We start from the raw sequence: 20,811 nt of genomic DNA, 5'->3' as shown, positions 1-20,811 counted from the left end.
GCATGCTTAAGGTATTTATCCTCTTTATCCTGCTGATTGCGGGCGTCGTGCTGGGACCCATGATTGCCGGTCATCAGGGCTATGTGTTGATTCAGACCGATAACTGGAATATCGAAACCAGCGTTACCGGCCTGGTGATTATCCTCATCCTGAGCCTGCTGGTGATTCTGGCCGTGGAATGGCTGCTGCGCCGCGTGCTGCATACCGGAGCACGTACCCGTGGCTGGTTTACCGGACGTAAACGCCGCCGCGCCCAGCGTCATACCCAGTCGGCGCTGATGAAGCTGGCAGAAGGCGACCACCGTCAGGTGGAAAAACTGCTCTCTAAAGATGCCGATCACGCCGATGTGCCGGTAGCCAACTATCTGCTGGCAGCCGAAGCCGCCCAGCAGCGTGGTGATGAAATTCGTGCCAATCAGCATCTTGAGCGTGCTGCTGAGCTGTCGGAAAGCAACACCATCCCCGTGGAAATTGCCCGCGCACGTATTCAGCTGGCCCGTAACGAAGATCACGCTGCACGTCACAGCATTGACCGATTGCTGGAAGTCGCTCCGCGTCACCCTGAAGTGCTGCGCCTGGCCGAACAGGCTTATGTCCGCACTGGCGCCTGGAGTGCACTACTGGATATTCTGCCTGCTATGCAGAAGTCACAGGTTGGCGATGAACTGCATCGCGATGCATTACAGCAGCAGGCCTGGCTGGGTCTGATGAATCAGGCGATGGCAGACCAGGGCAGTGATGGCCTGAAGCGCTGGTGGAGCACGCTGAGCCGCAAGACCCGTCAGGATACGACCCTGCAGGTAGCTATGGCGGATCATCTGATTGAGTGCAACGATCACGACACCGCGCAGTCGATCGTACTGGATGGACTCAAACGTCATTATGACGATCGTCTGGTGTTGTTGATGCCTCGCATCAAAAGCGGTAATCCGGAAGCGCTGGAGAAGGCATTACGCCAGCAGATCAAACAACATGGCGCAACGCCGTTGCTGCACAGTACGCTGGGACAGTTGCTGATGCGTCATGGCGAATGGCAGCAGGCGGCTGACGCGCTGCAGCAGGCGCTGGCACAGCGTCCGGATGCCTTCGATTATGCGTGGCTGGCAGATGTGTATGATCGCCTGCATCGTCCGGAAGAGGCCGCGAAAATGCGCCGTGAAGGATTGCTGCTGACGCTGAAGAATAATCCTAACGTCTGATATTTCAGACAGGATAAAGCCGGGCTCGCCCGGCTTTTTTGTGCCTGCAATCTGCCAACCTGTTTTTGCAGGCAAAAAAAACACCTGCCATTGGCAGGTGTAAGATCAGGTCGGTAAGACAACCGGGAGGTACCTGACTCAACGTGGTGTCTGTTAACCCTGTAAGACTTACGCGATACAGGCAGGCAGACAACAGGTACCTAAAATTGGCTCTGCATCATTCCCAGGTTTATGTCGCATCAGCAAACATAAGAGGTGGAATGAGCATCTACAGCAGAAGTATTGCACAAGCCGTGCCAGGTTAAGGTTTATTTTTAAAGTTACTATAAATCAACAGCTTAAGTTGATCGCTAAATCTTTCTTCAGCGACTTACGGCAGAAAGTGTCGGTATCAGGTGACAGTAGGCATTTTCTCTGTCTCTGAATGGAGACAGCAAGGTCGGTTTCTCTGTGAACTCAACAATAACAATGACTTATTTGTCGGCAATTCACGACGCTGTCGCTCCTGCTCGTATTGCGAACGGAATCAAAGCATCGTAACTCTGGTTACAATGGATAAGCTCACAAGCTGCCCGCGCTCACCGCTGTACGGGCTTCAGGGAGTATAGGCCTTTCCGATCTGACCGTGTTCTCTAAGCAGGTTCGCACTGATAGCAACGCTATCTGGCTGTACCCGGCCCAGCCTCCTTCGGCGGTCCTTATCCTCTTTTCTGCAGACGAAAAAAAACCCGTCTTTTCAGACAGGTTTCTAAAATGGTCGGCGAGAGAGGATTCGAACCTCCGACCCACTGGTCCCAAACCAGTTGCGCTACCAAGCTGCGCTACTCGCCGATTTTTTTAACTGTTTTGCCTGGTGCGAAGAGAGGGACTTGAACCCTCACGTCCGTTAAGACACTAACACCTGAAGCTAGCGCGTCTACCAATTCCGCCACCTTCGCGTTTCCCAGCAAAATCTGGGGTGGCTAATGGGACTCGAACCCACGACAACTGGAATCACAATCCAGGGCTCTACCAACTGAGCTATAGCCACCACAATACTTAATGTCACAAGTTTAAAACCTGCAGCATTTAAATCTCTACTGCCAACCGCGGTAAATCAACCACCGAAGCTCATGCGCACAAACGATATGGCGCGCCCGACAGGATTCGAACCTGAGACCTCTGCCTCCGGAGGGCAGCGCTCTATCCAGCTGAGCTACGGGCGCGTAGCGCCGTTGCGGATGTGCATACTAGAGATAAGCGCCCACTGTGTCTAGTGCTTTTTAAATAAAAAGACGCGTTTGATTACGCTTTGTGCACTTTCTCGACAAATAGTGCATTTCCTCACTCACAACGCCTAAAAATGCGGCATTTATCAGCAATATCAGAGATCGCCGCGCCAGTGATAGCGCAAATATTTAAGCAGTTTTAATTGCCTGCGCAGGCGGCTCGGCTGTCGAATCAGACGATAGAGCCATTCCAGCCCCAGTCGCTGCCAGATTTTAGGGGCGCGCTTCACATGGCCGGTGAAAACATCGTACGTTCCGCCCACGCCCATATAGAGCGCTTCAGGCCAGTGCGCACGGCACGCCAGCATCAGCAGCTCCTGACGTGGCGATCCCAGCGCTACGGTCACCAGCTTCGCGCCGCTGGCTGCAATTCGGGCAAACAGCGCATCCTGATCGGCTGGCGCAAAATAGCCATCCTGCGCCCCGACAATATTCACATTCCACTGTCGGCGTAACTTATTACAGGTCTCATCCAGCACCTGCTGACGGCCGCCGATTAGAAACACCGGCGTCCCTTCCCGCCCGGCGCGCTCCATCAGCGCTTCCCATAAATCTGCACCCGCAATGCGCTGCACTGACGCCTGCGGATACTTTTTACGAATCGAACGCACAATGCTGATGCCATCGGCGTAGGCATATTCCGCCTGCGCCAACAGCGTGCGTAATCCCTCATCCCGCTCAGCGGTCAGGATTTTCTCCGCATTAATAGCGACTAAAATACCGCTGCGAACGCGCTGCGGCGGCATCAGAAAATTTACCGCCGACGGCATGTTTTCGAAGCCATACAAATCAACGCCGCGAATACGGTACTGCGGCGTCTCAGTTAACGTTTTCATATCTCTCATCAATCCAGAGGTTAATCAGAGCGGGCTGTGCAAAACCCGCCTGCTGCGGTCGCGAATTAAGCCTGCGCGATCAAGAAACCAGAAAAGTAATTTAGCCATGCCCAGACAGGCAGCAAAAATGATACAGAAAAACACTACGCGAGAGCCGAATGCATCAAGACCTTCGCGAGCCAGTACGATCATGTTAAACACCGCGCCAAAACAGAAGCTTTGCAGGATGGCGCCCGTGTACCGGTTGGTTTCAAGGCAGCCACGCTGGTAGATCGCATCAAAGGCTTTAATAATCATCCCTACCGCAACGGCACCGAGTGGAATTGCCCAGACGCCGCCCATCACCACCAGTGACCCGATTAGTGTGGGTGAAATCGCCAGACCAGAATGGTTGTTCAGCACGTCCCAGGTGAAGTAGTTCGCACTGTTTAATACCGCCAGTGGCCGATCCGGCCAGAGCCAGGATGGAATGAAAACGTAGAAATCACGCCACAGCGGTGCCAGCCCCTGAAACTCAATGCGGGCGTAGTTATCCAGCAGCAGGGCGAGATTCTCCCACGGCGAGAAAGTATCACGCGTCAGATAGAGGAAGGTATAAAACGCTTCATCACCCATTACGTCGAGGTTATAGCGGCGCAGCGCCAGCCAGAACATCCCCGCAATCGCCAGTACGCCCGCTGTTGCCAGCATCCACAATGTGATCCAGCCACGGGTAATCCCGATGAACAGGAACAGGGCAAACGCAATAATGATATTGGCGCGGGTGCCGCCCACCAGTGCGTAGGTCAGCAAACCGAAGGCAACCGTTACCACCAGGAACAGCAGCCAGTTGCGGCGCGTCGGACTCAAAAAGTAGGGAATCAGCATCGCCGGGATAAAGAAATAGAAGAAGCGCTTGAGCGCCACACCCGACACTTCGCTGGAGAAAATCTGGTTATAGGCGGTCAGACGGAACAGCAGAAAACCGTTGTGAATGAAGAACACCGTCACGGTTCCCAGCGCCACCAGCGCCAGAATTATACAGGTCAGGTGGGTTTCAACCCGATTCATCTGCAGCCAGGGCTTCGCAGGAGGCGCACTGGCAGGTTTCAGACGCACTTTATAACTGACGTAATAAATGGCGTAAAACGCCGTCGCCGACAGCAGCGCCTCCAGCAGATTCTCCACCGGCACCACCTCAACATTAAAGCGAAACACCAGCACGGAGGTCAGTGGGAAGCCGAAATAAAAGGTCAGTAAGAACAGCAGCGTGAAGAAGAGATGGAAGTTAAAACGGACGCGCTTAAACTCTCGCCAGGTCAGCGTCAGAATAAAAACCAGCGACAGCAGATAGACCACCAGCAGGCCACCAAACTGCATCAGACTCATGACAATTCCCCTTCGCTGAGCTGTAACGCTGCCCGCCAGCCTGCCAGATAAGCCGGCGCAAAAAAGGCGATTGCCTGTTTATCACAGCGCATCAGTTGACGGCGAGCCTCGGCGATCACTGCGGGCGACAGCGTGTCTTCGCTGAACAATACCGGAAGCTGCTGTTCTGCTACATCACGCCAGAACGGATTTTTGCGGGTCAGTATAAACGGCACGTTGGCCTGGATCAGCAGACAGAGTGTTCCCACCCCCTGCTGACGCTCAAACATAAAATAGCCGACATGGCAGCGCGCCAGCAGCGCTAAGTAATCATCAAAGGCCAGATTTTCCCGCATCAGATTCACCTGTCCGTTCGGGAAGAGCGCCTCTGCTGCGGACTGAATCTGGCTGATGTAAGCCTCATTGCCTGGCGGATAGCCTAGCGGCACCTCGATACGCACCTGCTCGCCAAACTGCGCGTGAATCGCTTTTAAGCCTTCGATGTGCCGGTTACTCGGATCGCCCGAGTTGCCCAGCAGCAGCGTAAACGGCTCTGACGGCGCAGACTCAACGGCGGTGGCGGGCATTCGGGTCGGGAAATAAAGCAGTGAACCGGGAACGCGGCGATGACGCTGCTGGTAATGATGCAGGTCGCCACGGGTCGCGAAAACCTGTGCAACCCGCCCCTGCGCTATACGACGAACCAGATAGAACAGGCGAAACTTCAGGCTGCGCGAATCTTCATAGAGATCGGCGCCCCAGACATGCCAGAAAAGCTGTGAACGGCGCAGCCTGCCGCTGAGTAATGCCAGCCAGATCCACGGATTAAACTGACCGTGACAGAAAAAACGCTGCTGACGATTTCTGGCTCGCTGCAGCAGCGCCTGCGACAGCGCTTTCTTGCTGGTGAAGCACTCGATCTGCAACGCACTGAACGGAGCAAGGCTCTCAGGCCGCTGGGTCACCACCATAAAATGACGTGGCGAAGCCACAGGCTGCTCAACGCTAAGTACATCGTTGAAAAAGCGCAGCACCGTAAGATTGTGGTGGGGGATGTCCGATCCTAAAACGTGAATTAAAGTCATTTTTTCCGGCAGTAAACAATAAAAGCGCCACAGCACAAGGTGAAGTAAGCCATATAGGTAAACATATAGGCCTGCGCCGCACCCGTCGCGCCCTGTAACGGGATCAACCAGCGTGAAAACAGGGTCAGCAACAGAAACTGGCTGATCTCAGTCAGAACATAAAAGCGCAGTGAGGCTTTGGCGATAACCAGATATCCGAAAACATAGGCACCGACTTTAAAAACATCGCCGCACAGCTGCCAGACAAAGAGATCGCGCATCCCACGAAATGCCTCAGAGAACAGCAGGCTGATGGCAAAATCCCGCAGCACCCAGACGCCAAAGCTGGCAACCGCCACGGCGGGCAGTACAAAGCGCAATGCACGGCCAATCTCACGCGCGATGTCGCGTTTATTGTCGAGCCGCGCCAGCGTCGGCAGCAGCCAGACGCTAAACGTCGCGGTAATAAACTGCAGATAGGCATCGGAAATGCTGGTGACGCCCTGCCACAATCCGACCTGCGCCCATCCTTCCTGCTCTGCCAGCAGGTTACGCATCAACACCCAGGCGACCGGCAGGGTCACGGCCGTGATCAATGCCATCAGGGTATATTTTGCCAGATTGCGTGCCAGCTCAGGATGCCATTGCGGGCGCAGCCAGCTCAGCGGCAGCGGCGCGCGACGTTTCAGCATCATCAGCGCAGGCGGCAGCAGCAAGGCTGGCACCAGCGCGAGGCCAATCAGCGCTCCCTGATAACCCCCCAGCCACCAGCAGAGTACATAGCCCGCCACGCCAGTCAGGCTGCCGAGAATCAGTGCCAGCGCATTACCGCGCGCGTCGCGGTAGCCCTTCAGCAGCGCCAGGGTAAAGTTGGCCCAGGCGATACCGAGCTGAAGAAAGGCGACGACGCGGATGACACCCTGATAGCGGTCGTGGCCAAACAGCGCGGTGCTGACAGGTGCTGCCGCCAGCAGAAACAGCAGCGCCAGCACGCCAGAAAAGCCAAGCACCATGGTCGATGCCGTGCCCACCATCGCCCGCAATTGACCGGGCTGCTGCTGATACTGCGCCACATAGGTAGTAACGCCGTTAAAAATGCCCGCGCCCGCCAGCACACCCAGCACGGTGATCAACTGACGGAAATTCCCCGCCTGGCCGACCCCCTCAGGTCCGAAGCTGATCGCCAGCAACTTGACCACCAGCAGACCGGCCACAATTTTTACCAGCGTAGACGATGCGGTCCACACTGAGGCTCTGGCTAATGACATCAGGAAAAGAAGCTCAGCAGTGAGCTGATAACCGTGCTCTGGTTATTGTCGGACAGGTTATAAAACAGCGGCAGGCGCAGCAGACGTTCACTTTCCTGCGTGGTATAGCGGTCGTCGCCGACAAACTGCGAGAAACGCTCACCAGCTGGCGAACTGTGCAGCGGAATATAGTGGAACACCGTCAGTATCTCGGCTTCTTTCATCCAGTTGATCAGCGCCTGGCGATCGTCCTGATCGCGCAGTTTGATGTAAAACATGTGCGCATTGTGTTCACAGCTGGCGGGGATCACCGGCAGGCTGATTCGACCCTGAGCCGCCAGCGGCTGGAGTGCCTCATAATAGCGCTGCCAGATGCGTAACCGCTGCTGGTTGATGCGCTCAGCGGCTTCCAGCTGCGCCCAGAGGTAGGCCGCCTGCAGATCGGCCATCAGGTAGCTCGACCCCATATCGCGCCAGGTATATTTATCGACCTGACCCCGGAAGAACTGGCTGCGGTTAGTGCCTTTTTCCCGCACAATCTCGGCGCGCTCGACCAGGCCGGCGTCGTTGATGAGTGTCGCGCCACCTTCGCCACCGGCAGTGTAGTTTTTGGTTTCGTGGAAACTGAAGCAGCCAATGTGACCGATGGTGCCAAGCGCGCGCCCTTTGTAGCGTGACATTACCCCCTGCGCTGCATCTTCAATCACAAACAGGTTATGCCTGGCCGCCAGCGCCATAATGGTGTCCATTTCACAGGCCACGCCTGCGTAATGCACTGGCACGATGGCGCGGGTTTTTTCAGTGATGGCGGCTTCGATTAGCGTTTCATCAATGTTCATAGTGTCCGGGCGCACATCGACAAACACGATGCGCGCGCCGCGCAGTACAAAGGCGTTGGCGGTTGAGACAAAGGTGTAGCTCGGCATAATGACTTCATCGCCAGGCTGCAGATCGATTAACAGCGCCGCCATCTCCAGCGAAGCGGTACATGAAGGCGTCAACAGCACTTTTTTGCTGCCAAAACGCTGCTCCATCCACTGCTGACAGCGACGGGTAAATCCGCCGTCGCCGCACAGCTTGCCGCTGTTCATCGCCGACTGCATATACTCGATTTCTGTGCCCACAATCGGGGGCGCATTAAATGGAATCATGACCTTTCCTGTAAAACCAGTAGGCAGTGCTGTCGAGCCGGGCACCGCTGCGTAAATAGAGGCGCATCGCCGTGAGATTACTGAGCTGTGTAGCAACCCGAAGCTGAGCCAGCTGTCGTACCCGCGCCCAGTCCGCCGCCGCCAGCAGCAGTCGCTGACCCAGTCCCTGGCCCTGTGCGTCAGGCAGCACGCCCAGCAGACCAATGCGGGCATCGCCGTCCACCGCGCGCAGCGACACAAATCCCTGCAGCTGACCGGTGGCGTCACTGGCTACCAGGCACTGATCGTCAAACGTTCCACGCACCGCATTCTCAATCCACTGCGCATAGAAGCGTCCGCTGGCGTCTGGCGCATACCAGGGCGCGCGAAAACGGCTCTGGCTGAAAAGCTGCGACGCTGCATCGCGCAGTAGCGGGATTTGTGCTTCACGCGCAATGCGAATCCCCGCCTGCCGCTCCGTCTCTTTAACCGCCAGCGTCAGGTCTGCTTCGCCTTCAGCCAGCTGGAACTGATGCTGTTGCAGCGTATCAATCAGCGCCGTCTCACTGGCCGCGACTTTCATCTGCATCAGCGCACAGGGATGATGCAGTGCCTGTTCCAGCGGCATATCACCCTGCGGCTCCAGCCGCACAGTCTCAACACCGAAGAATGCGCTTTCCCAGCTTAGGGGATTAATACTGACGTGGACGGGCATGTAATAAATCCAGCAGGTATTGGCCGTAGCCGGTTATTGTCAGCGCTTTACCGGCGGCACGCAGCTTGTCATCACTGAGCCAGCTGTTACGCCAGGAGCCGATCATGCCAGCCGTCTAAGCGGTAAAACGCACCAGAGCCGAGCCGATAAAACCGGCACCGCCCGTGATCAGAAAGCGCTTCATCGCCAGACACCTTTGGTGTCGACGATCCAGTTCTGCTGAACGTCGGCGGCATCAATGGCGCGGAAGCCACGGTGATCGACCAGCATCACCAGAATATCAGCCTGGGCCAGCGCCTGCTCGCAGGAGACCAGTTCGGCCCTATCCGCCAGAGCGTCCGCAAGTTGCTCAATATGGGGTTCAACCACCCAGGTTGTGCCGCTGTGCCATTCAGCAATGTTCTGCGCCACACCTACGGCCGGGCTTTCGCGCAGGTCGTCGATATTCGGTTTAAAGGCCAGGCCAAAGCAGGCGATAGTGATATCGCTGGCGCGTTTGCCGGTCTGCGTCAGACAGTCCGCCAGCGCAGTTTTCACCTGGTCCAGCACCCACTGTGGCTTGGCGTCATTCACCTCACGCGCGGTGCGGATCAGGCGGGCTAATTCAGGATTCTGCGCCACGATAAACCAGGGATCAACGGCGATACAGTGGCCACCGACGCCCGGGCCAGGCTGCAGAATGTTGACGCGCGGATGGCGATTCGCCAGCGCAATCAGTTCCCAGACGTTGATGCCCTGATCGGCACAAATCAGCGACAGCTCATTGGCAAAAGCGATATTCACGTCACGGAAGCTGTTTTCCGTCAGCTTACACATCTCGGCGGTGCGGGCGTTGGTCTCAACGCATTCGCCTTTTAAAAACAGCCGGTAGAGTTCGCTGGCGCGAGCGGAACAGGCCGGCGTCATGCCGCCAATCACCCTGTCGTTGTTGATCAGCTCAACCATCACCTGGCCGGGCAGCACGCGCTCCGGGCAGTAGGCGACAAAAATATCGGGCGCCTCTCCGTGCTGCGGAAAACGCAGGTCGGGACGCGCCGCCGCCAGCCAGTCAGCCATCTGTTCGGTACTGCCCACTGGTGAGGTTGATTCCAGGATGACCAGATCGCCCTTCTTCAGAACCGGCGCGATCGACTCCGCCGCCGCTTTCACAAAGCGAAGGTCGGGCTGATGTTCATCTTTGAAAGGCGTCGGTACGGCGATCAGAAAAGCGTCAGCGGCTTCAGGCTGCGTAGTGGCGCGCAGGTCGCCACGTGTGACAGCCGCATGCACCACCTGATCTAAATCGGGTTCCACGATGTGGATCGCGCCACGATTGATGGTTTCAACGGCACGCGCATTGATATCCACGCCCACCACTTTTTTTCCCTTTGAGGCAAAAACGGCTGCCGTCGGCAGCCCAATGTATCCCAGTCCAATCACGGAGATGGTTTCAAAACTCATAATTCGGCTCTGTTATCTTTTAAGGCTTGTAAAATTCGACCACAGGCTTTGCCATCGCCATACGGATTATGGGCGTGGCTCATAGCCTGCCAGGCAGCGTCGTCACTCAGTAATTGGCTGACACTGGCCACGATTCTGGCAATATCTGTTCCCACCAGTTTGACGGTACCGGCATCGACCGCTTCAGGCCGCTCAGTCGTGTCACGCATCACCAGAACCGGTTTACCCAGCGAAGGGGCTTCCTCCTGAATGCCACCGGAATCGGTAAGAATCAGCCAGGCGCGGTTCATCAACCAGACAAAGGGCAGATACTCCTGCGGTTCAATCAGGATAATATTCTCAATGCCGCTGAGTATCCGGTTAACCGGCTCGCTGACATTAGGGTTGAGGTGTACCGGATAGACAATCTGCGCTTCGGGATGCTGGCGGGCGATCTGCGCCAGCGCACTGCAGATACGTTCAAATCCACCGCCAAAGCTTTCTCGCCGGTGGCCGGTGACCAGCACCAGTTTCTTATCCGGATCGAGAAACGGATAGCGCGCCGCTAACTGTGCATTCAGATTGCTGTCATCCAGCACCCTGTCGCGTACCCATAGCAGCGCATCAATGACCGTATTCCCGGTCACGATGATGCGCGCATCGGGCAAATTTTCCTGCAACAGATTCTGCCGCGATTGTGAAGTTGGCGTGAAATGCAGACGGGCAAGATGGCCGGTGAGCTTACGGTTACCCTCTTCCGGCCACGGCGAGGCGAGATCGCCGGTACGCAGACCGGCCTCAACATGTCCTACGGGAATTTGCTGATAAAAAGCCGCCAGGCTCGCCGCCAGCGTTGTGGTGGTATCGCCATGCACCAGCACGATGTCCGGTTTGAAGTCGAGCAGGACAGTTTTCATGCCCTCTAAAATGCGGCAGGTAATCTCGGTCAGCCCTTGCTCAGGACGCATAATATTGAGATCGTAGTCCGGTTCCAGCTTGAACAGACGCAGCACCTGATCGAGCATTTCGCGATGCTGTGCAGTGACGCATAGCCGCGATTCAAAAGCGGGATCCTGCGACAATGCCTGAACCAGCGGCGCCATTTTAATCGCTTCGGGGCGAGTACCAAATACCGTCAGAACTTTCACACTGTTTCTCTCACTCATGCGTGTCTGACATCAGACGCGGACGACGTGCCAGCGCCACTCCTGCGCCTGTTAATGCCCCAACGGCACCCCACATAATCATCATGAACAGACGTCGCGGACTGTCACGTGATACCGGCTCTTCCGGCGTACGCAGGTAACGGTAGGTCTGGAACTTGCTGTTCAGTTTTGGCCCGGTCTGCAGCGTGGTCAGCATGGCTCTGTTCTGATCATAGCTGATATCAAAGCTCGGCCCGGTGGCGCGCAGGGTATCAAGTTGTCCCTGTAAAACAGGCTGGCCCAGCAGGAATAGATCGCTGTCCGCCAGGTTCTCACCGACTTCGCGCGTCTGTTTCTCATTGATGCCCTGCTGGCTGGCGATCTTCAATGCCTGCTCCAGCCGATGCTGCTGGCGCTCAAAGACCGCGTTAGCCACATCTTCCTGACGTTTCACCTGCGCCTGCAACTGGTCGCTACGCGCCCGCCAGGCGCCTTTTAACTCATCATTCAGATGACGCGCGGCGCGCTCACTGGCGTAGGCGATGTACTGACGCAGCAGATTGTTGGCGTCGCCAGCGGTTTCCGCTTTGAGTTTGACGTTATCAGGCAGGTTATGTGCCGCGTCAGCGGGCGTGAACAGAATATTGCCGATCATATCGTCGAGCAGCGCGGCATCGTTATGTGCATTGCCGGTTTTACGACTTTTGAAGTAATCCGTCTGCTGCCAGAACTCACGACGTGTATCCCACGAGGCGAGTTGCATGGTGAACTCCTGATAGACCTGATCCATCACCGTCGGTGACGGCGCAGCCAGGGTCAGGGCGTTGTTACGCACATCCAGATTGGTCAGGAACTGCTGCTGCGCATAGTAAGAACCCAGCATGTTCACCGTGGGACGATCGGTGATCGCTGTGGTGCTCCAGACCTGTTTCAGCAACAGTGTCACCAGCCAGGCGACCAGAGCAAATAGCAGCGCCAGCCCGACAATCCAGCGCTTGCCACGCCATAAACGGCAGCTCAGGCCGCGAATATCCAGTTCGTTGTCCACAACGTCAGAATGCATGGCAGAGGTATCCTTTAATCAGCATCGGGTTCATTTGTTTTTTGCATCGCGGTAATGACTCAGGCGACGCTTGATGCGCCGGATACGTCGCGCCACGCGCCACGCATGTTTCAGGCAGTAGCCATAAACCATAAAGGCGCCCAGGAACAGCAGCAGCATCACCCACTCCGGGATGAACGCCAGATACTCACCCAGCACACCGATACCGGCAAGGATGGCCGCCGCCACGGTGATCAGCACAAAGGCCTGACGCGAGGTAAAGCCGGCGCGCATAATCAGATGGTGGATGTGCTGGCGGTCAGCCGAGAACGGACTCATGCCTTTACGCAGGCGACGATACATAATCGCCACCATATCCATCAGCGGAATGGCGATAAGCCACAGGGCGGTAACGGGCGTAATGGGATGGCTCAGACCCTGCGTTGTTTCCAGCAGAATCCAGATAATGGTGAACCCGATCATGGTACTGCCGGCATCGCCCATAAAGACTTTGAAGCGACGGCCAAGGAAACCGAGGTTAAGCAGAATATAAGGAAGCGTGGCGGCAATCATCGCAAAACACCACATCGCAAGGCTGGTCTGGCCGTCGAAGTAGAGGATGATACCCATAGCGGCAAAGGTGACAGAGGAGAGTCCGCCCAGCAGACCATCGATCCCATCCACCATATTAAAGGCGTTGATCGCGGCCCAGACGGCAAATAGCGTCAGCACATAGCCAAAGGGTCCGACAATAAGCTCGAACGGGCCGGCGATAAAGCCCAGGCTAAGCAGATAGAGTTTTGCGCCAAACATCATCACCAGGGCAACAATGGCCTGTACTACCGCGCGGAATTTGACGCTGATGTCGAAGCGGTCGTCCAGTGCACCAACCAGCACCAGAACACCGGCGCAGCCCAGATAAAGCAGCGCATGTGGCAGGTAATAGTTGGTAATGGCAAACGTGAAGCAGATACCTGCGAACACAGAAATGCCGCCCACCAACGGAATGGCGCCATGATGGCGTTTACGTGAGTTAGGCTTATCAACTAAACCAATTTTTTTAGCTGCTTTTCGAGCAAAAAAGAGGAAAGCCAGGGAAAAAAGAAAAATTAAACCAAGCTCAGTACTCATAGTGAGTAAATTCACGTTAAACGCTCTCAGCTAACATCCCGCACAACAATACGCGAAAAAACGCGCCGATCGCTGTGTCGGATTCCGAATTCTGCATAAAGAGACAGACGAATGGTCAAAAATTCGCCATCACTACCACAGTCATTATAAATGCTCCTGCCAGTGTTCAATCCTATAGCTCACAAATGAAAAACGCCACGTTGAGACGTGGCGTAAGGTCGATTTTCTACACATTTGAACTAAAAAAGCCGAATCTGTGGTCCGGCCTGGCAGTATCGGATTATGAACGCTTCATCATGTCGAAGAATTCATCGTTGGTTTTGGTCATCGCCAGCTTGTTGATGAGGAATTCCATTGCGTCGATTTCGCCCATTGGGTGAATGATTTTACGCAGGATCCACATCTTCTGCAGCTCTTCCTGGGAAGTAAGCAGCTCTTCTTTACGTGTACCGGAGCGATTGTAGTCAATCGCAGGGAAGACACGTTTTTCAGCAATTTTACGGGCGAGATGCAGTTCCATGTTACCGGTACCTTTAAACTCTTCGTAAATGACTTCATCCATCTTCGAACCGGTATCAACCAGCGCGGTCGCGATGATGGTCAGGCTACCGCCCTCTTCCACGTTACGTGCAGCACCAAAGAAACGCTTTGGACGATGCAGTGCGTTGGCATCCACACCACCGGTCAGGACTTTACCTGAAGCAGGAACTACGGTGTTGTAGGCACGCGCCAGACGTGTGATTGAGTCGAGCAGGATGATGACGTCTTTCTTGTGTTCAACCAGACGCTTGGCCTTCTCGATCACCATTTCAGCAACCTGAACGTGGCGTGAAGCTGGCTCATCGAAGGTTGAGGCGATAACTTCACCTTTCACCAGACGCTGCATCTCCGTTACTTCTTCCGGGCGCTCATCGATCAGCAGCACCATCAAAGTACAATCCGGATAGTTGTATGCCAGGCTCTGCGCAATGTTCTGCAGCAGCATGGTTTTACCGGCTTTCGGCGGTGCCACGATCAGACCACGCTGACCACGACCGATCGGCGAAGCCAGATCCAGTACGCGAGCGGTTAAATCTTCCGTTGAGCCATTACCCCGCTCCATACGCAGACGTTTATTTGCGTGCAGCGGCGTGAGGTTTTCGAACAGAATCTTATTACGCGCGTTTTCCGGCTTGTCGTAGTTAACTTCGTTAACTTTCAGCAGCGCAAAATAACGTTCACCTTCTTTTGGTGGACGGATTTTGCCAGAGATGGTGTCACCCGTGCGGAGGTTGAAGCGGCGGATTTGGCTGGGAGAAACGTAGATATCATCAGGGCCGGCGAGGTAGGAGCTGTCTCCGGAACGGAGGAATCCAAATCCATCCTGAAGAATCTCCAGCACGCCATCACCGAAGATGTCTTCGCCGCTTTTCGCGTGCTGCTTCAGGATTGAAAAGATAATGTCCTGCTTACGCATGCGAGCCTGATTTTCCAGCCCCATATTTTCGCCGAGAGTAATCAGCTCAGCAACCGGCGTATTCTTTAATTCGGTAAGATTCATAGTGATGGGTTCTTAAACTCGGGGTAATACTCGGAATGTTTGTCGTGAGTGGTATGGCAACTAATCCATGCCGTTAATGGCTCTTTTCGGCTCTTCCCGACGATCATCGTATGGAATGGCGATCGGTATGCAGGGAGATGTCCGAATGTGATGCCAGAGTTGGAGCTAACCGTAAGATTGCTGAACCGTTCTATCTTTATAAGGTACAGGGCGACAGGGTTCAACAAGGGAAAACTTTAGATGCTAACTACAAGGTAAGTTCGTAATGCAGTGTTGGTAACTTAGCACGCCTGAAAGTGAACGTCCAGCAGCAGGAGATAAATTCACCACTGCCAGACGTTCAGTCCTGAATTACGCCAGATTGGCGTTCAGGAACTCTTTCAGCTGGCCTTTAGACAGCGCGCCCACTTTGGTCGCGGCGACTTCGCCATTTTTAAACAGCAGCAGCGTCGGGATACCACGAATGCCATACTTCGGTGCCGTGCCTGGGTTATCATCAATATTCAGCTTAGCGATGGTCAGCTTGCCATCATACTCTTCTGCAACTTCATCAAGGATTGGCGCGATCATTTTGCAAGGACCACACCATTCAGCCCAGAAATCTACCAGTGTAACGCCGTCGGCTTTCAGCACGTCGGTGTCGAAACTGTCATCAGTCAGATGAACGATTTTATCGCTGCTCATGTTTTACTCCACAAGATTATGCCTGGCGAATTGGCGTAAAATATACCAATGTTGGTTGACTTTATTTCATCGGATACGCTTTCGTAAAGCGATAGTAAGCTGATATTCTACCACACTATGAGCAAAACACACTTAACTGAACAGAAGTTTTCCGACTTCGCCCTGCACCCAAAAGTGGTGGAAGCCCTTGATACTAAAGGCTTTCAATACTGCACGCCGATTCAGGCGTTAGCTCTGCCTTTTACGCTTTCAGGGCGTGATGTCGCAGGCCAGGCGCAAACCGGTACCGGCAAAACGATGGCGTTTCTGACGTCAACGTTTCATCATCTACTCTCTCATCCTGCGGCGGAAGGTCGTCAGGTTAACCAGCCAAGGGCATTAATTCTTGCGCCGACGCGTGAACTTGCTGTGCAGATTCATGCAGATGCAGAACCCCTTACCGCCTCAACCGGCCTGAAACTGGGTCTCGCCTATGGCGGAGACGGTTATGACAAACAGCTGAAAGTGCTGGAGCAGGGCGTTGATATTCTGGTGGCTACCACCGGTCGCCTGATCGACTACGCGAAGCAGAATCACGTAAACCTCGGTGCCATTCAGGTCATGGTGCTGGACGAAGCCGATCGCATGTTCGATCTTGGCTTTATTAAAGATATCCGCTGGCTGTTCCGTCGCATGCCGCCGGCAACTCAGCGTCTGAGCATGCTGTTCTCAGCTACCCTCTCCTACCGCGTGCGTGAACTGGCGTTTGAGCACATGAACAGTGCTGAATATGTGGAAGTGGAACCGGAGCAAAAAACCGGCCATCGCATTCAGGAAGAGCTTTTCTACCCGTCTAACGAAGAGAAAATGCGCCTGCTCCAGACCCTGCTGGAAGAGGAGTGGCCCGATCGCGCCATTATCTTCGCCAACACTAAGCACCGCTGTGAAGATGTCTGGGGCCACCTGGCTGCAGATGGACACCGTGTCGGCCTGCTGACTGGCGACGTTGCTCAGAAGAAGCGCCTGCGCATTCTGGATGACTTCACCAAGGGTGATGTGGATATTCTGGTCGCGACGGATGTTGCGGCTCGCGGTCTGCATATCCCGGCTGTGACCCACGTCTTTAACTACGATCTGCCAGATGACTGTGAAGATTATGTTCACCGTATTGGTCGTACTGGTCGTGCGGGTGCCAGCGGACACTCAATCAGCCTGGCCTGTGAAGAGTACGCGCTGAACCTGCCTTCGATTGAAGAGTATATTGGCCACAGCATTCCGGTCAGCAAGTACAGCAGCGAAGCGTTGTTAACCGATTTACCGCCACCTAAGCGCCTGCAACGCAGCCGTACCGGCAGTGGCCCGCGTCGCGGGGGAAATAACGCCAATCGTCGCGGTGCTCCACGCAATAACAACCGTAAACGTTCAGGTTAGGGCACCATGCTAAGCGCATCGTCACTTTATGCAGCGATTGATTTAGGATCTAACAGCTTTCATATGTTGGTGGTGCGCGAGGTCTCTGGCAGTATTCAGACCGTCGCAAAAATTAAGCGCAAGGTTCGCCTTGCTGCCGGTCTGGATAAAAATAACCTGTTGTCAGCCGATGCGATGTCGCGTGGCTGGCATTGCCTCAGACTCTTCTCTGAACAACTGCAGGATATCCCTCCCGATCAGATTCGCGTAGTGGCGACCGCTACGCTGCGTCTGGCTGCCAATGCGCAGACCTTCCTCGACACGGCTCAACAGATTCTCGGCTGTACTATCAACGTCATCAGCGGTGAAGAAGAGGCGCGCCTGATTTATCAGGGCGTGGCCCATACCACCGGTGGGTCCGACCAGCGTTTAGTGGTTGATATCGGCGGCGGCAGTACCGAGCTGGCCACCGGCGATGGTTCGCATGCGTCGGTGTTGTTCAGCCTGTCGATGGGCTGTGTGACGTGGCTGGAGCGCTTCTTCAGCGATCGACACCTGGGAAAAGAGAATTTTGAGCAGGCCGAACAGGCGGCGCGTGAGATGATCCAGCCCGTTGCAGCGCAACTGCGTGAGCAGGGCTGGCAGGCCTGTGTCGGTGCATCAGGCACGGTTCAGGCGCTGCAGGAGATCATGGTGGCGCAGGGCATGGATGAGCGCATCACGCTGAATAAACTGCAGCAGCTGAAGCAACGCGCCATCCAGTGCGGCAAACTGGAAGAGCTGGAAATCGAAGGGCTGACGCTGGAACGGGCACTGGTGTTCCCCAGTGGCCTGTCGATCCTGATTGCCATCTTCCAGGAGCTCAGCATTGATAGCATGACGCTGGCGGGCGGCGCACTGCGGGAAGGACTGGTCTACGGCATGCTGCATCTGCCCATCGACCGCGATATCCGGACCCGCACGCTGCACAACGTCCAGCGCCGTTTCAGCATCGATGTTGAGCAGGCAGACCGCGTGCGTCAGCTGGCAGAAAGTTTCTTCCGTCAGGTTTCTACACCGTGGAAGCTGGATCAGCGCTGTCGTGAGCTGCTGCTCAGCGCCTGCGCGATCCACGAAATCGGCCTGAGCGTTGACTTCCGTCATGCGCCACAGCACGCGGCGTATCTGGTACGTCACCTCGACCTTCCCGGTTTCACACCGGCGCAGAAGAAGCTGCTGGCCTGCTTGCTGCAAAACCAGAGCGGCAGCATCGACCTGGCATTGCTGACTCAGCAAAACGCCCTGCCGCCGCGTCTGGCGGAACGGATGTGCCGTCTGCTGCGACTGGCGATTATTTTCTCCACCCGCCGTCGCGATGACACTCTGCCTGCTGTGCGGCTACAGGCAGACGACGATGCCCTGCATCTGACCCTGCCCGCAGGCTGGCTGGAGGCGCACCCGCTGCGCAGTGAACTGCTGGAGCAGGAAAGCCACTATCAGTCTTACGTCCACTGGTTATTAACGCTATCGTAATCTCGTAACCCTACCCGCCTGAGGCGAATCTTCTTCGCCTCACGCCAGATTTAACTCTTTTTCGCCTTATCCAGCATCGCTCTCAGCCCCGCGACCCGACTCTGCCCGGTTTTCATGCGCTCTTCCGCACTGACCACTTTGCGTTCGGTTTCCCATTGCAGATCGTCCTGCGGCAGTTCCAGCAGAAAACGACTCGGTTCTGGCCGGACTAACTCGCCATATTGCCGGCGTTCGCGACACAGGGTAAAGGTCAGCTCTTTCTGCGCCCTTGTGATCCCCACGTAAGCCAGGCGACGCTCCTCTTCGATATTGTTCTCATCAATGCTGCTCTGATGCGGCAGGAGTCCCTCTTCCATGCCCACCAGGAACACATAGGGGAACTCCAGCCCTTTGGAAGCGTGCAGCGTCATCAGTTGCACCTGATCCAGCTCTTCATCGCTTTCACCGCGCTCCATCATGTCGCGCAGGGTAAAGCGCGTCACCACCTGCGCCAGAGTCATTGGCTCATCAATATCACTGCCTTCCAGCATTTCGGTCATCCACTGAAACAGCGTGTTGACGTTCTTCATCCGCATTTCGGCAGCTTTTGGACTGCCGGAGGTTTCGAACAGCCAGCTTTCGTAGTCGATGCCGCGAATCAAATCGCGTACCGCGTTCACCGGCTCCCGTTCGGTGAGCTGGATAATCTCATTCAGCCAATGGGTGAAGCGCTGCAGATGCTCCAGACCACGGCCGCTCAGCGTCTGCCCCAGGCCGACATCGAAACTGGCGTTGAACAGGCTTTTGCTGCGCAGATTGGCCCACTCACCTAGCTTCTGCAACGTAGCCGGGCCAATTTCGCGGCGTGGTGTATTGATGATACGCAGAAACGCGCTGTCATCTTCAGGATTGGTCAGCACGCGCAGATAGGCGAGCAGATCCTTGATCTCCGGCCGGGAGAAGAACGAGGTGCCACCAGAGATGCGATAAGGGATACGGTTCTGCATCAGAAACTTTTCAAAGGTTCGCGACTGATGGTTGCCGCGATAGAGAATCGCGTAATCTTTGTACTGTGTTTTGTTGATAAAGTGATGCGCGATCAGTTCGCCGGTCACCCGCTCCGCTTCGTGCTCTTCGCTGTTAGCGGTCAGCACTTTCAGTTCGCTGCCCTGCCCCAGCTCGGAAAACAGGCGTTTTTCAAAGACGTGCGGGTTATTCGCAATCAGGATATTCGCCGCTTTCAGTATGCGCTGCGAAGAGCGGTAGTTCTGCTCCAGCTTCACTACCTCCAGCGCCGGGAAATCCTGGTTCAGCAGCACCAGATTCTGCGGCCGCGCGCCGCGCCAGGAGTAGATGGACTGATCATCGTCGCCGACCACTGTAAAGCGCGCACGTGCGCCAACCAGCAGTTTGACCAGCTCATACTGGCTGGTGTTGGTGTCCTGATATTCATCCACCAGCAGATAGCGGATACGCTGCTGCCAGCGTTCGCGCACCTCCTGATTACGCTGCAGCAGCAGCGTCGGCAGCAGGATGAGGTCGTCGAAATCGAGCACATTGCATGACTTAAGATGCTGGCTGTAGAGGGCGTAGCAGTGGGCAAAAATAGTATCCTGCTGCGAGCGCGCCAGCGCGACGGCACCCTGCGGATCGATCAGATCATTTTTCCAGTTTGAGATGGTGGAGATGAGCTGCTGTAGCAGCGTCTTATCCTCTTCCAGCCACTCTTTTGTCAGCTCTTTCAGCAGAGCAAGCTGATCCTGATCGTCGAACAGGGAGAAGTTAGACTTCATGCCCAGCGCCGCCGTTTCGCGTTTGATGATCTCCAGTCCCAGCGTATGGAAAGTCGAGATCAGCAGGCCGCGTGCCTCTTTGCGGCCCAGCGTCTGCGCCACACGCTCTTTCATTTCTCGCGAAGCCTTATTGGTAAAGGTCACTGCAGCAATATGGCGCGCCTGATAGCCGCATTCACGAATCAGGTGGGCAATTTTATTGGTAATCACGCGGGTTTTGCCCGATCCCGCGCCCGCCAGCACCAGACAGGGACCGGTAACAAATTCGACGGCACGTTGTTGGCTGGGGTTTAAACGCATAAAAGAAATCGCCTGATTGAATCAAAAGAAAGGGGTTTATACTGGGCGGCAATTATACACAACCGAGATAC

The 20,811-nt window shown here is 55.4% G+C and carries 16 protein-coding genes, 4 tRNA genes and 1 pseudogene; 3 read left to right on the top strand and 18 right to left on the bottom strand.

Going from position 1 to position 20,811, the window contains the following annotated elements; translation table 11 throughout:
- The first annotated feature begins 2 nt into the window (after positions 1 to 2).
- Positions 3 to 1,199 (top strand): protoheme IX biogenesis protein HemY, encoded by a 1,197-nt coding sequence (gene hemY, locus HZZ01_RS19070; protein ID WP_179899012.1) that lies wholly within the window; start codon positions 3 to 5, stop codon positions 1,197 to 1,199.
- 754 nt (positions 1,200 to 1,953) lie between these two features.
- Here hemY and HZZ01_RS19065 read toward each other — a convergent pair.
- The 17 genes and pseudogenes from HZZ01_RS19065 to trxA all read right to left on the bottom strand — a co-directional run bounded on the left by HZZ01_RS19065 (position 1,954) and on the right by trxA (position 15,767).
- Positions 1,954 to 2,030 (bottom strand) — tRNA-Pro (locus HZZ01_RS19065).
- Positions 2,031 to 2,050: 20 nt separating this feature from the next.
- Positions 2,051 to 2,137, bottom strand: a tRNA-Leu gene (locus tag HZZ01_RS19060).
- Between the two features lie 16 nt (positions 2,138 to 2,153).
- A tRNA-His gene (locus HZZ01_RS19055) sits at positions 2,154 to 2,229 on the bottom strand.
- 98 nt (positions 2,230 to 2,327) lie between these two features.
- Positions 2,328 to 2,404 (bottom strand) — tRNA-Arg (locus HZZ01_RS19050).
- Positions 2,405 to 2,562: 158 nt separating this feature from the next.
- Positions 2,563 to 3,303, bottom strand: coding sequence for a lipopolysaccharide N-acetylmannosaminouronosyltransferase (gene wecG / locus HZZ01_RS19045; RefSeq protein WP_179899011.1), 741 nt, complete (start codon positions 3,301 to 3,303; stop codon positions 2,563 to 2,565).
- A 24-nt stretch (positions 3,304 to 3,327) separates the two neighbouring features.
- Positions 3,328 to 4,671: an ECA oligosaccharide polymerase gene (gene wzyE, locus HZZ01_RS19040; protein WP_179899010.1), complete on the bottom strand. Its 1,344-nt coding sequence runs from the start codon at positions 4,669 to 4,671 to the stop codon at positions 3,328 to 3,330.
- A complete protein-coding gene (locus HZZ01_RS19035; protein ID WP_179899009.1) occupies positions 4,668 to 5,735 on the bottom strand; it encodes a TDP-N-acetylfucosamine:lipid II N-acetylfucosaminyltransferase in 1,068 nt (355 codons plus the stop codon). Before HZZ01_RS19035 ends, wzyE begins: the two co-directional genes overlap by 4 nt.
- Positions 5,732 to 6,982: a lipid III flippase WzxE gene (gene wzxE, locus HZZ01_RS19030; protein ID WP_179899008.1), complete on the bottom strand. Its 1,251-nt coding sequence runs from the start codon at positions 6,980 to 6,982 to the stop codon at positions 5,732 to 5,734. Before wzxE ends, HZZ01_RS19035 begins: the two co-directional genes overlap by 4 nt.
- Positions 6,982 to 8,112 carry a dTDP-4-amino-4,6-dideoxygalactose transaminase gene (rffA, locus tag HZZ01_RS19025; protein WP_179899007.1) on the bottom strand — a complete coding sequence of 377 codons (1,131 nt, stop codon included), beginning with the start codon at positions 8,110 to 8,112 and terminating at the stop codon, positions 6,982 to 6,984. The genes wzxE and rffA overlap by 1 nt, the downstream gene beginning before the upstream one ends.
- Complete coding sequence (rffC, locus tag HZZ01_RS19020) at positions 8,099 to 8,806, bottom strand: dTDP-4-amino-4,6-dideoxy-D-galactose acyltransferase (protein ID WP_179899006.1); 708 nt, start codon at positions 8,804 to 8,806, stop codon at positions 8,099 to 8,101. Before rffC ends, rffA begins: the two co-directional genes overlap by 14 nt.
- A pseudogene (locus tag HZZ01_RS19015) lies at positions 8,784 to 8,903 on the bottom strand (glucose-1-phosphate thymidylyltransferase 2 RmlA2); the annotation flags it as partial. The pseudogene HZZ01_RS19015 and the gene rffC, both read right to left, overlap by 23 nt.
- An 83-nt stretch (positions 8,904 to 8,986) precedes the next feature.
- Complete coding sequence (wecC, locus tag HZZ01_RS19010) at positions 8,987 to 10,246, bottom strand: UDP-N-acetyl-D-mannosamine dehydrogenase (protein ID WP_179899005.1); 1,260 nt, start codon at positions 10,244 to 10,246, stop codon at positions 8,987 to 8,989.
- Complete coding sequence (gene wecB, locus HZZ01_RS19005) at positions 10,243 to 11,373, bottom strand: non-hydrolyzing UDP-N-acetylglucosamine 2-epimerase (RefSeq protein WP_292985190.1); 1,131 nt, start codon at positions 11,371 to 11,373, stop codon at positions 10,243 to 10,245. Before wecB ends, wecC begins: the two co-directional genes overlap by 4 nt.
- Before the next feature lie 10 nt (positions 11,374 to 11,383).
- Positions 11,384 to 12,433 carry an ECA polysaccharide chain length modulation protein gene (gene wzzE, locus HZZ01_RS19000; protein ID WP_179899003.1) on the bottom strand — a complete coding sequence of 350 codons (1,050 nt, stop codon included), beginning with the start codon at positions 12,431 to 12,433 and terminating at the stop codon, positions 11,384 to 11,386.
- 30 nt (positions 12,434 to 12,463) lie between these two features.
- A complete protein-coding gene (gene wecA / locus HZZ01_RS18995) occupies positions 12,464 to 13,543 on the bottom strand; it encodes a UDP-N-acetylglucosamine--undecaprenyl-phosphate N-acetylglucosaminephosphotransferase (RefSeq protein ID WP_179899002.1) in 1,080 nt (359 codons plus the stop codon).
- Between the two features lie 280 nt (positions 13,544 to 13,823).
- Positions 13,824 to 15,083, bottom strand: coding sequence for a transcription termination factor Rho (gene rho / locus HZZ01_RS18990; protein ID WP_099257334.1), 1,260 nt, complete (start codon positions 15,081 to 15,083; stop codon positions 13,824 to 13,826).
- 351 nt (positions 15,084 to 15,434) lie between these two features.
- Positions 15,435 to 15,767: a thioredoxin TrxA gene (gene trxA, locus HZZ01_RS18985; protein WP_003851963.1), complete on the bottom strand. Its 333-nt coding sequence runs from the start codon at positions 15,765 to 15,767 to the stop codon at positions 15,435 to 15,437.
- 117 nt (positions 15,768 to 15,884) lie between these two features.
- Here trxA and rhlB point away from each other — a divergent pair, with 117 nt between their 5' ends.
- Both rhlB and gppA read left to right on the top strand, forming a co-directional pair.
- The gene (gene rhlB / locus HZZ01_RS18980; RefSeq protein ID WP_090966423.1) at positions 15,885 to 17,177 is read left to right on the top strand and encodes an ATP-dependent RNA helicase RhlB; all 1,293 of its coding nucleotides are present in this window, start codon (positions 15,885 to 15,887) and stop codon (positions 17,175 to 17,177) included.
- A 6-nt stretch (positions 17,178 to 17,183) separates the two neighbouring features.
- Positions 17,184 to 18,668, top strand: a complete 1,485-nt coding sequence (gene gppA / locus HZZ01_RS18975) for a guanosine-5'-triphosphate,3'-diphosphate diphosphatase (protein WP_179899001.1) — start codon at positions 17,184 to 17,186, stop codon at positions 18,666 to 18,668.
- A gap of 50 nt (positions 18,669 to 18,718) precedes the next feature.
- On the opposite strand, the gene rep is transcribed toward gppA, so the two are convergent.
- On the bottom strand, positions 18,719 to 20,740 hold the full coding sequence (gene rep, locus HZZ01_RS18970) for a DNA helicase Rep (RefSeq protein ID WP_179899000.1): 2,022 nt from the start codon (positions 20,738 to 20,740) through the stop codon (positions 18,719 to 18,721).
- Positions 20,741 to 20,811: the final 71 nt, after the last annotated feature.

Source organism: Pantoea sp. WMus005, from assembly GCF_013415305.1.
Taxonomy (GTDB): domain Bacteria; phylum Pseudomonadota; class Gammaproteobacteria; order Enterobacterales; family Enterobacteriaceae; genus Pantoea; species Pantoea rara.
This window is presented reverse-complemented; position numbering and strand designations above follow the sequence as displayed.

Bases quoted from the DNA above. Each gene is read 5' to 3' on its own strand.
- hemY (WP_179899012.1), top strand. From the start codon at position 3: ATGCTTAAGGTATTTATCCTCTTTATCCTGCTGATTGCGGGCGTCGTG.
- wecG (WP_179899011.1), bottom strand. From the start codon at position 3,303: ATGAAAACGTTAACTGAGACGCCGCAGTACCGTATTCGCGGCGTTGAT.
- wzyE (WP_179899010.1), bottom strand. From the start codon at position 4,671: ATGAGTCTGATGCAGTTTGGTGGCCTGCTGGTGGTCTATCTGCTGTCG.
- HZZ01_RS19035 (WP_179899009.1), bottom strand. From the start codon at position 5,735: ATGACTTTAATTCACGTTTTAGGATCGGACATCCCCCACCACAATCTT.
- wzxE (WP_179899008.1), bottom strand. From the start codon at position 6,982: ATGTCATTAGCCAGAGCCTCAGTGTGGACCGCATCGTCTACGCTGGTA.
- rffA (WP_179899007.1), bottom strand. From the start codon at position 8,112: ATGATTCCATTTAATGCGCCCCCGATTGTGGGCACAGAAATCGAGTAT.
- rffC (WP_179899006.1), bottom strand. From the start codon at position 8,806: ATGCCCGTCCACGTCAGTATTAATCCCCTAAGCTGGGAAAGCGCATTC.
- wecC (WP_179899005.1), bottom strand. From the start codon at position 10,246: ATGAGTTTTGAAACCATCTCCGTGATTGGACTGGGATACATTGGGCTG.
- wzzE (WP_179899003.1), bottom strand. From the start codon at position 12,433: ATGCATTCTGACGTTGTGGACAACGAACTGGATATTCGCGGCCTGAGC.
- wecA (WP_179899002.1), bottom strand. From the start codon at position 13,543: ATGAGTACTGAGCTTGGTTTAATTTTTCTTTTTTCCCTGGCTTTCCTC.
- rho (WP_099257334.1), bottom strand. From the start codon at position 15,083: ATGAATCTTACCGAATTAAAGAATACGCCGGTTGCTGAGCTGATTACT.
- trxA (WP_003851963.1), bottom strand. From the start codon at position 15,767: ATGAGCAGCGATAAAATCGTTCATCTGACTGATGACAGTTTCGACACC.
- rhlB (WP_090966423.1), top strand. From the start codon at position 15,885: ATGAGCAAAACACACTTAACTGAACAGAAGTTTTCCGACTTCGCCCTG.
- gppA (WP_179899001.1), top strand. From the start codon at position 17,184: ATGCTAAGCGCATCGTCACTTTATGCAGCGATTGATTTAGGATCTAAC.
- rep (WP_179899000.1), bottom strand. From the start codon at position 20,740: ATGCGTTTAAACCCCAGCCAACAACGTGCCGTCGAATTTGTTACCGGT.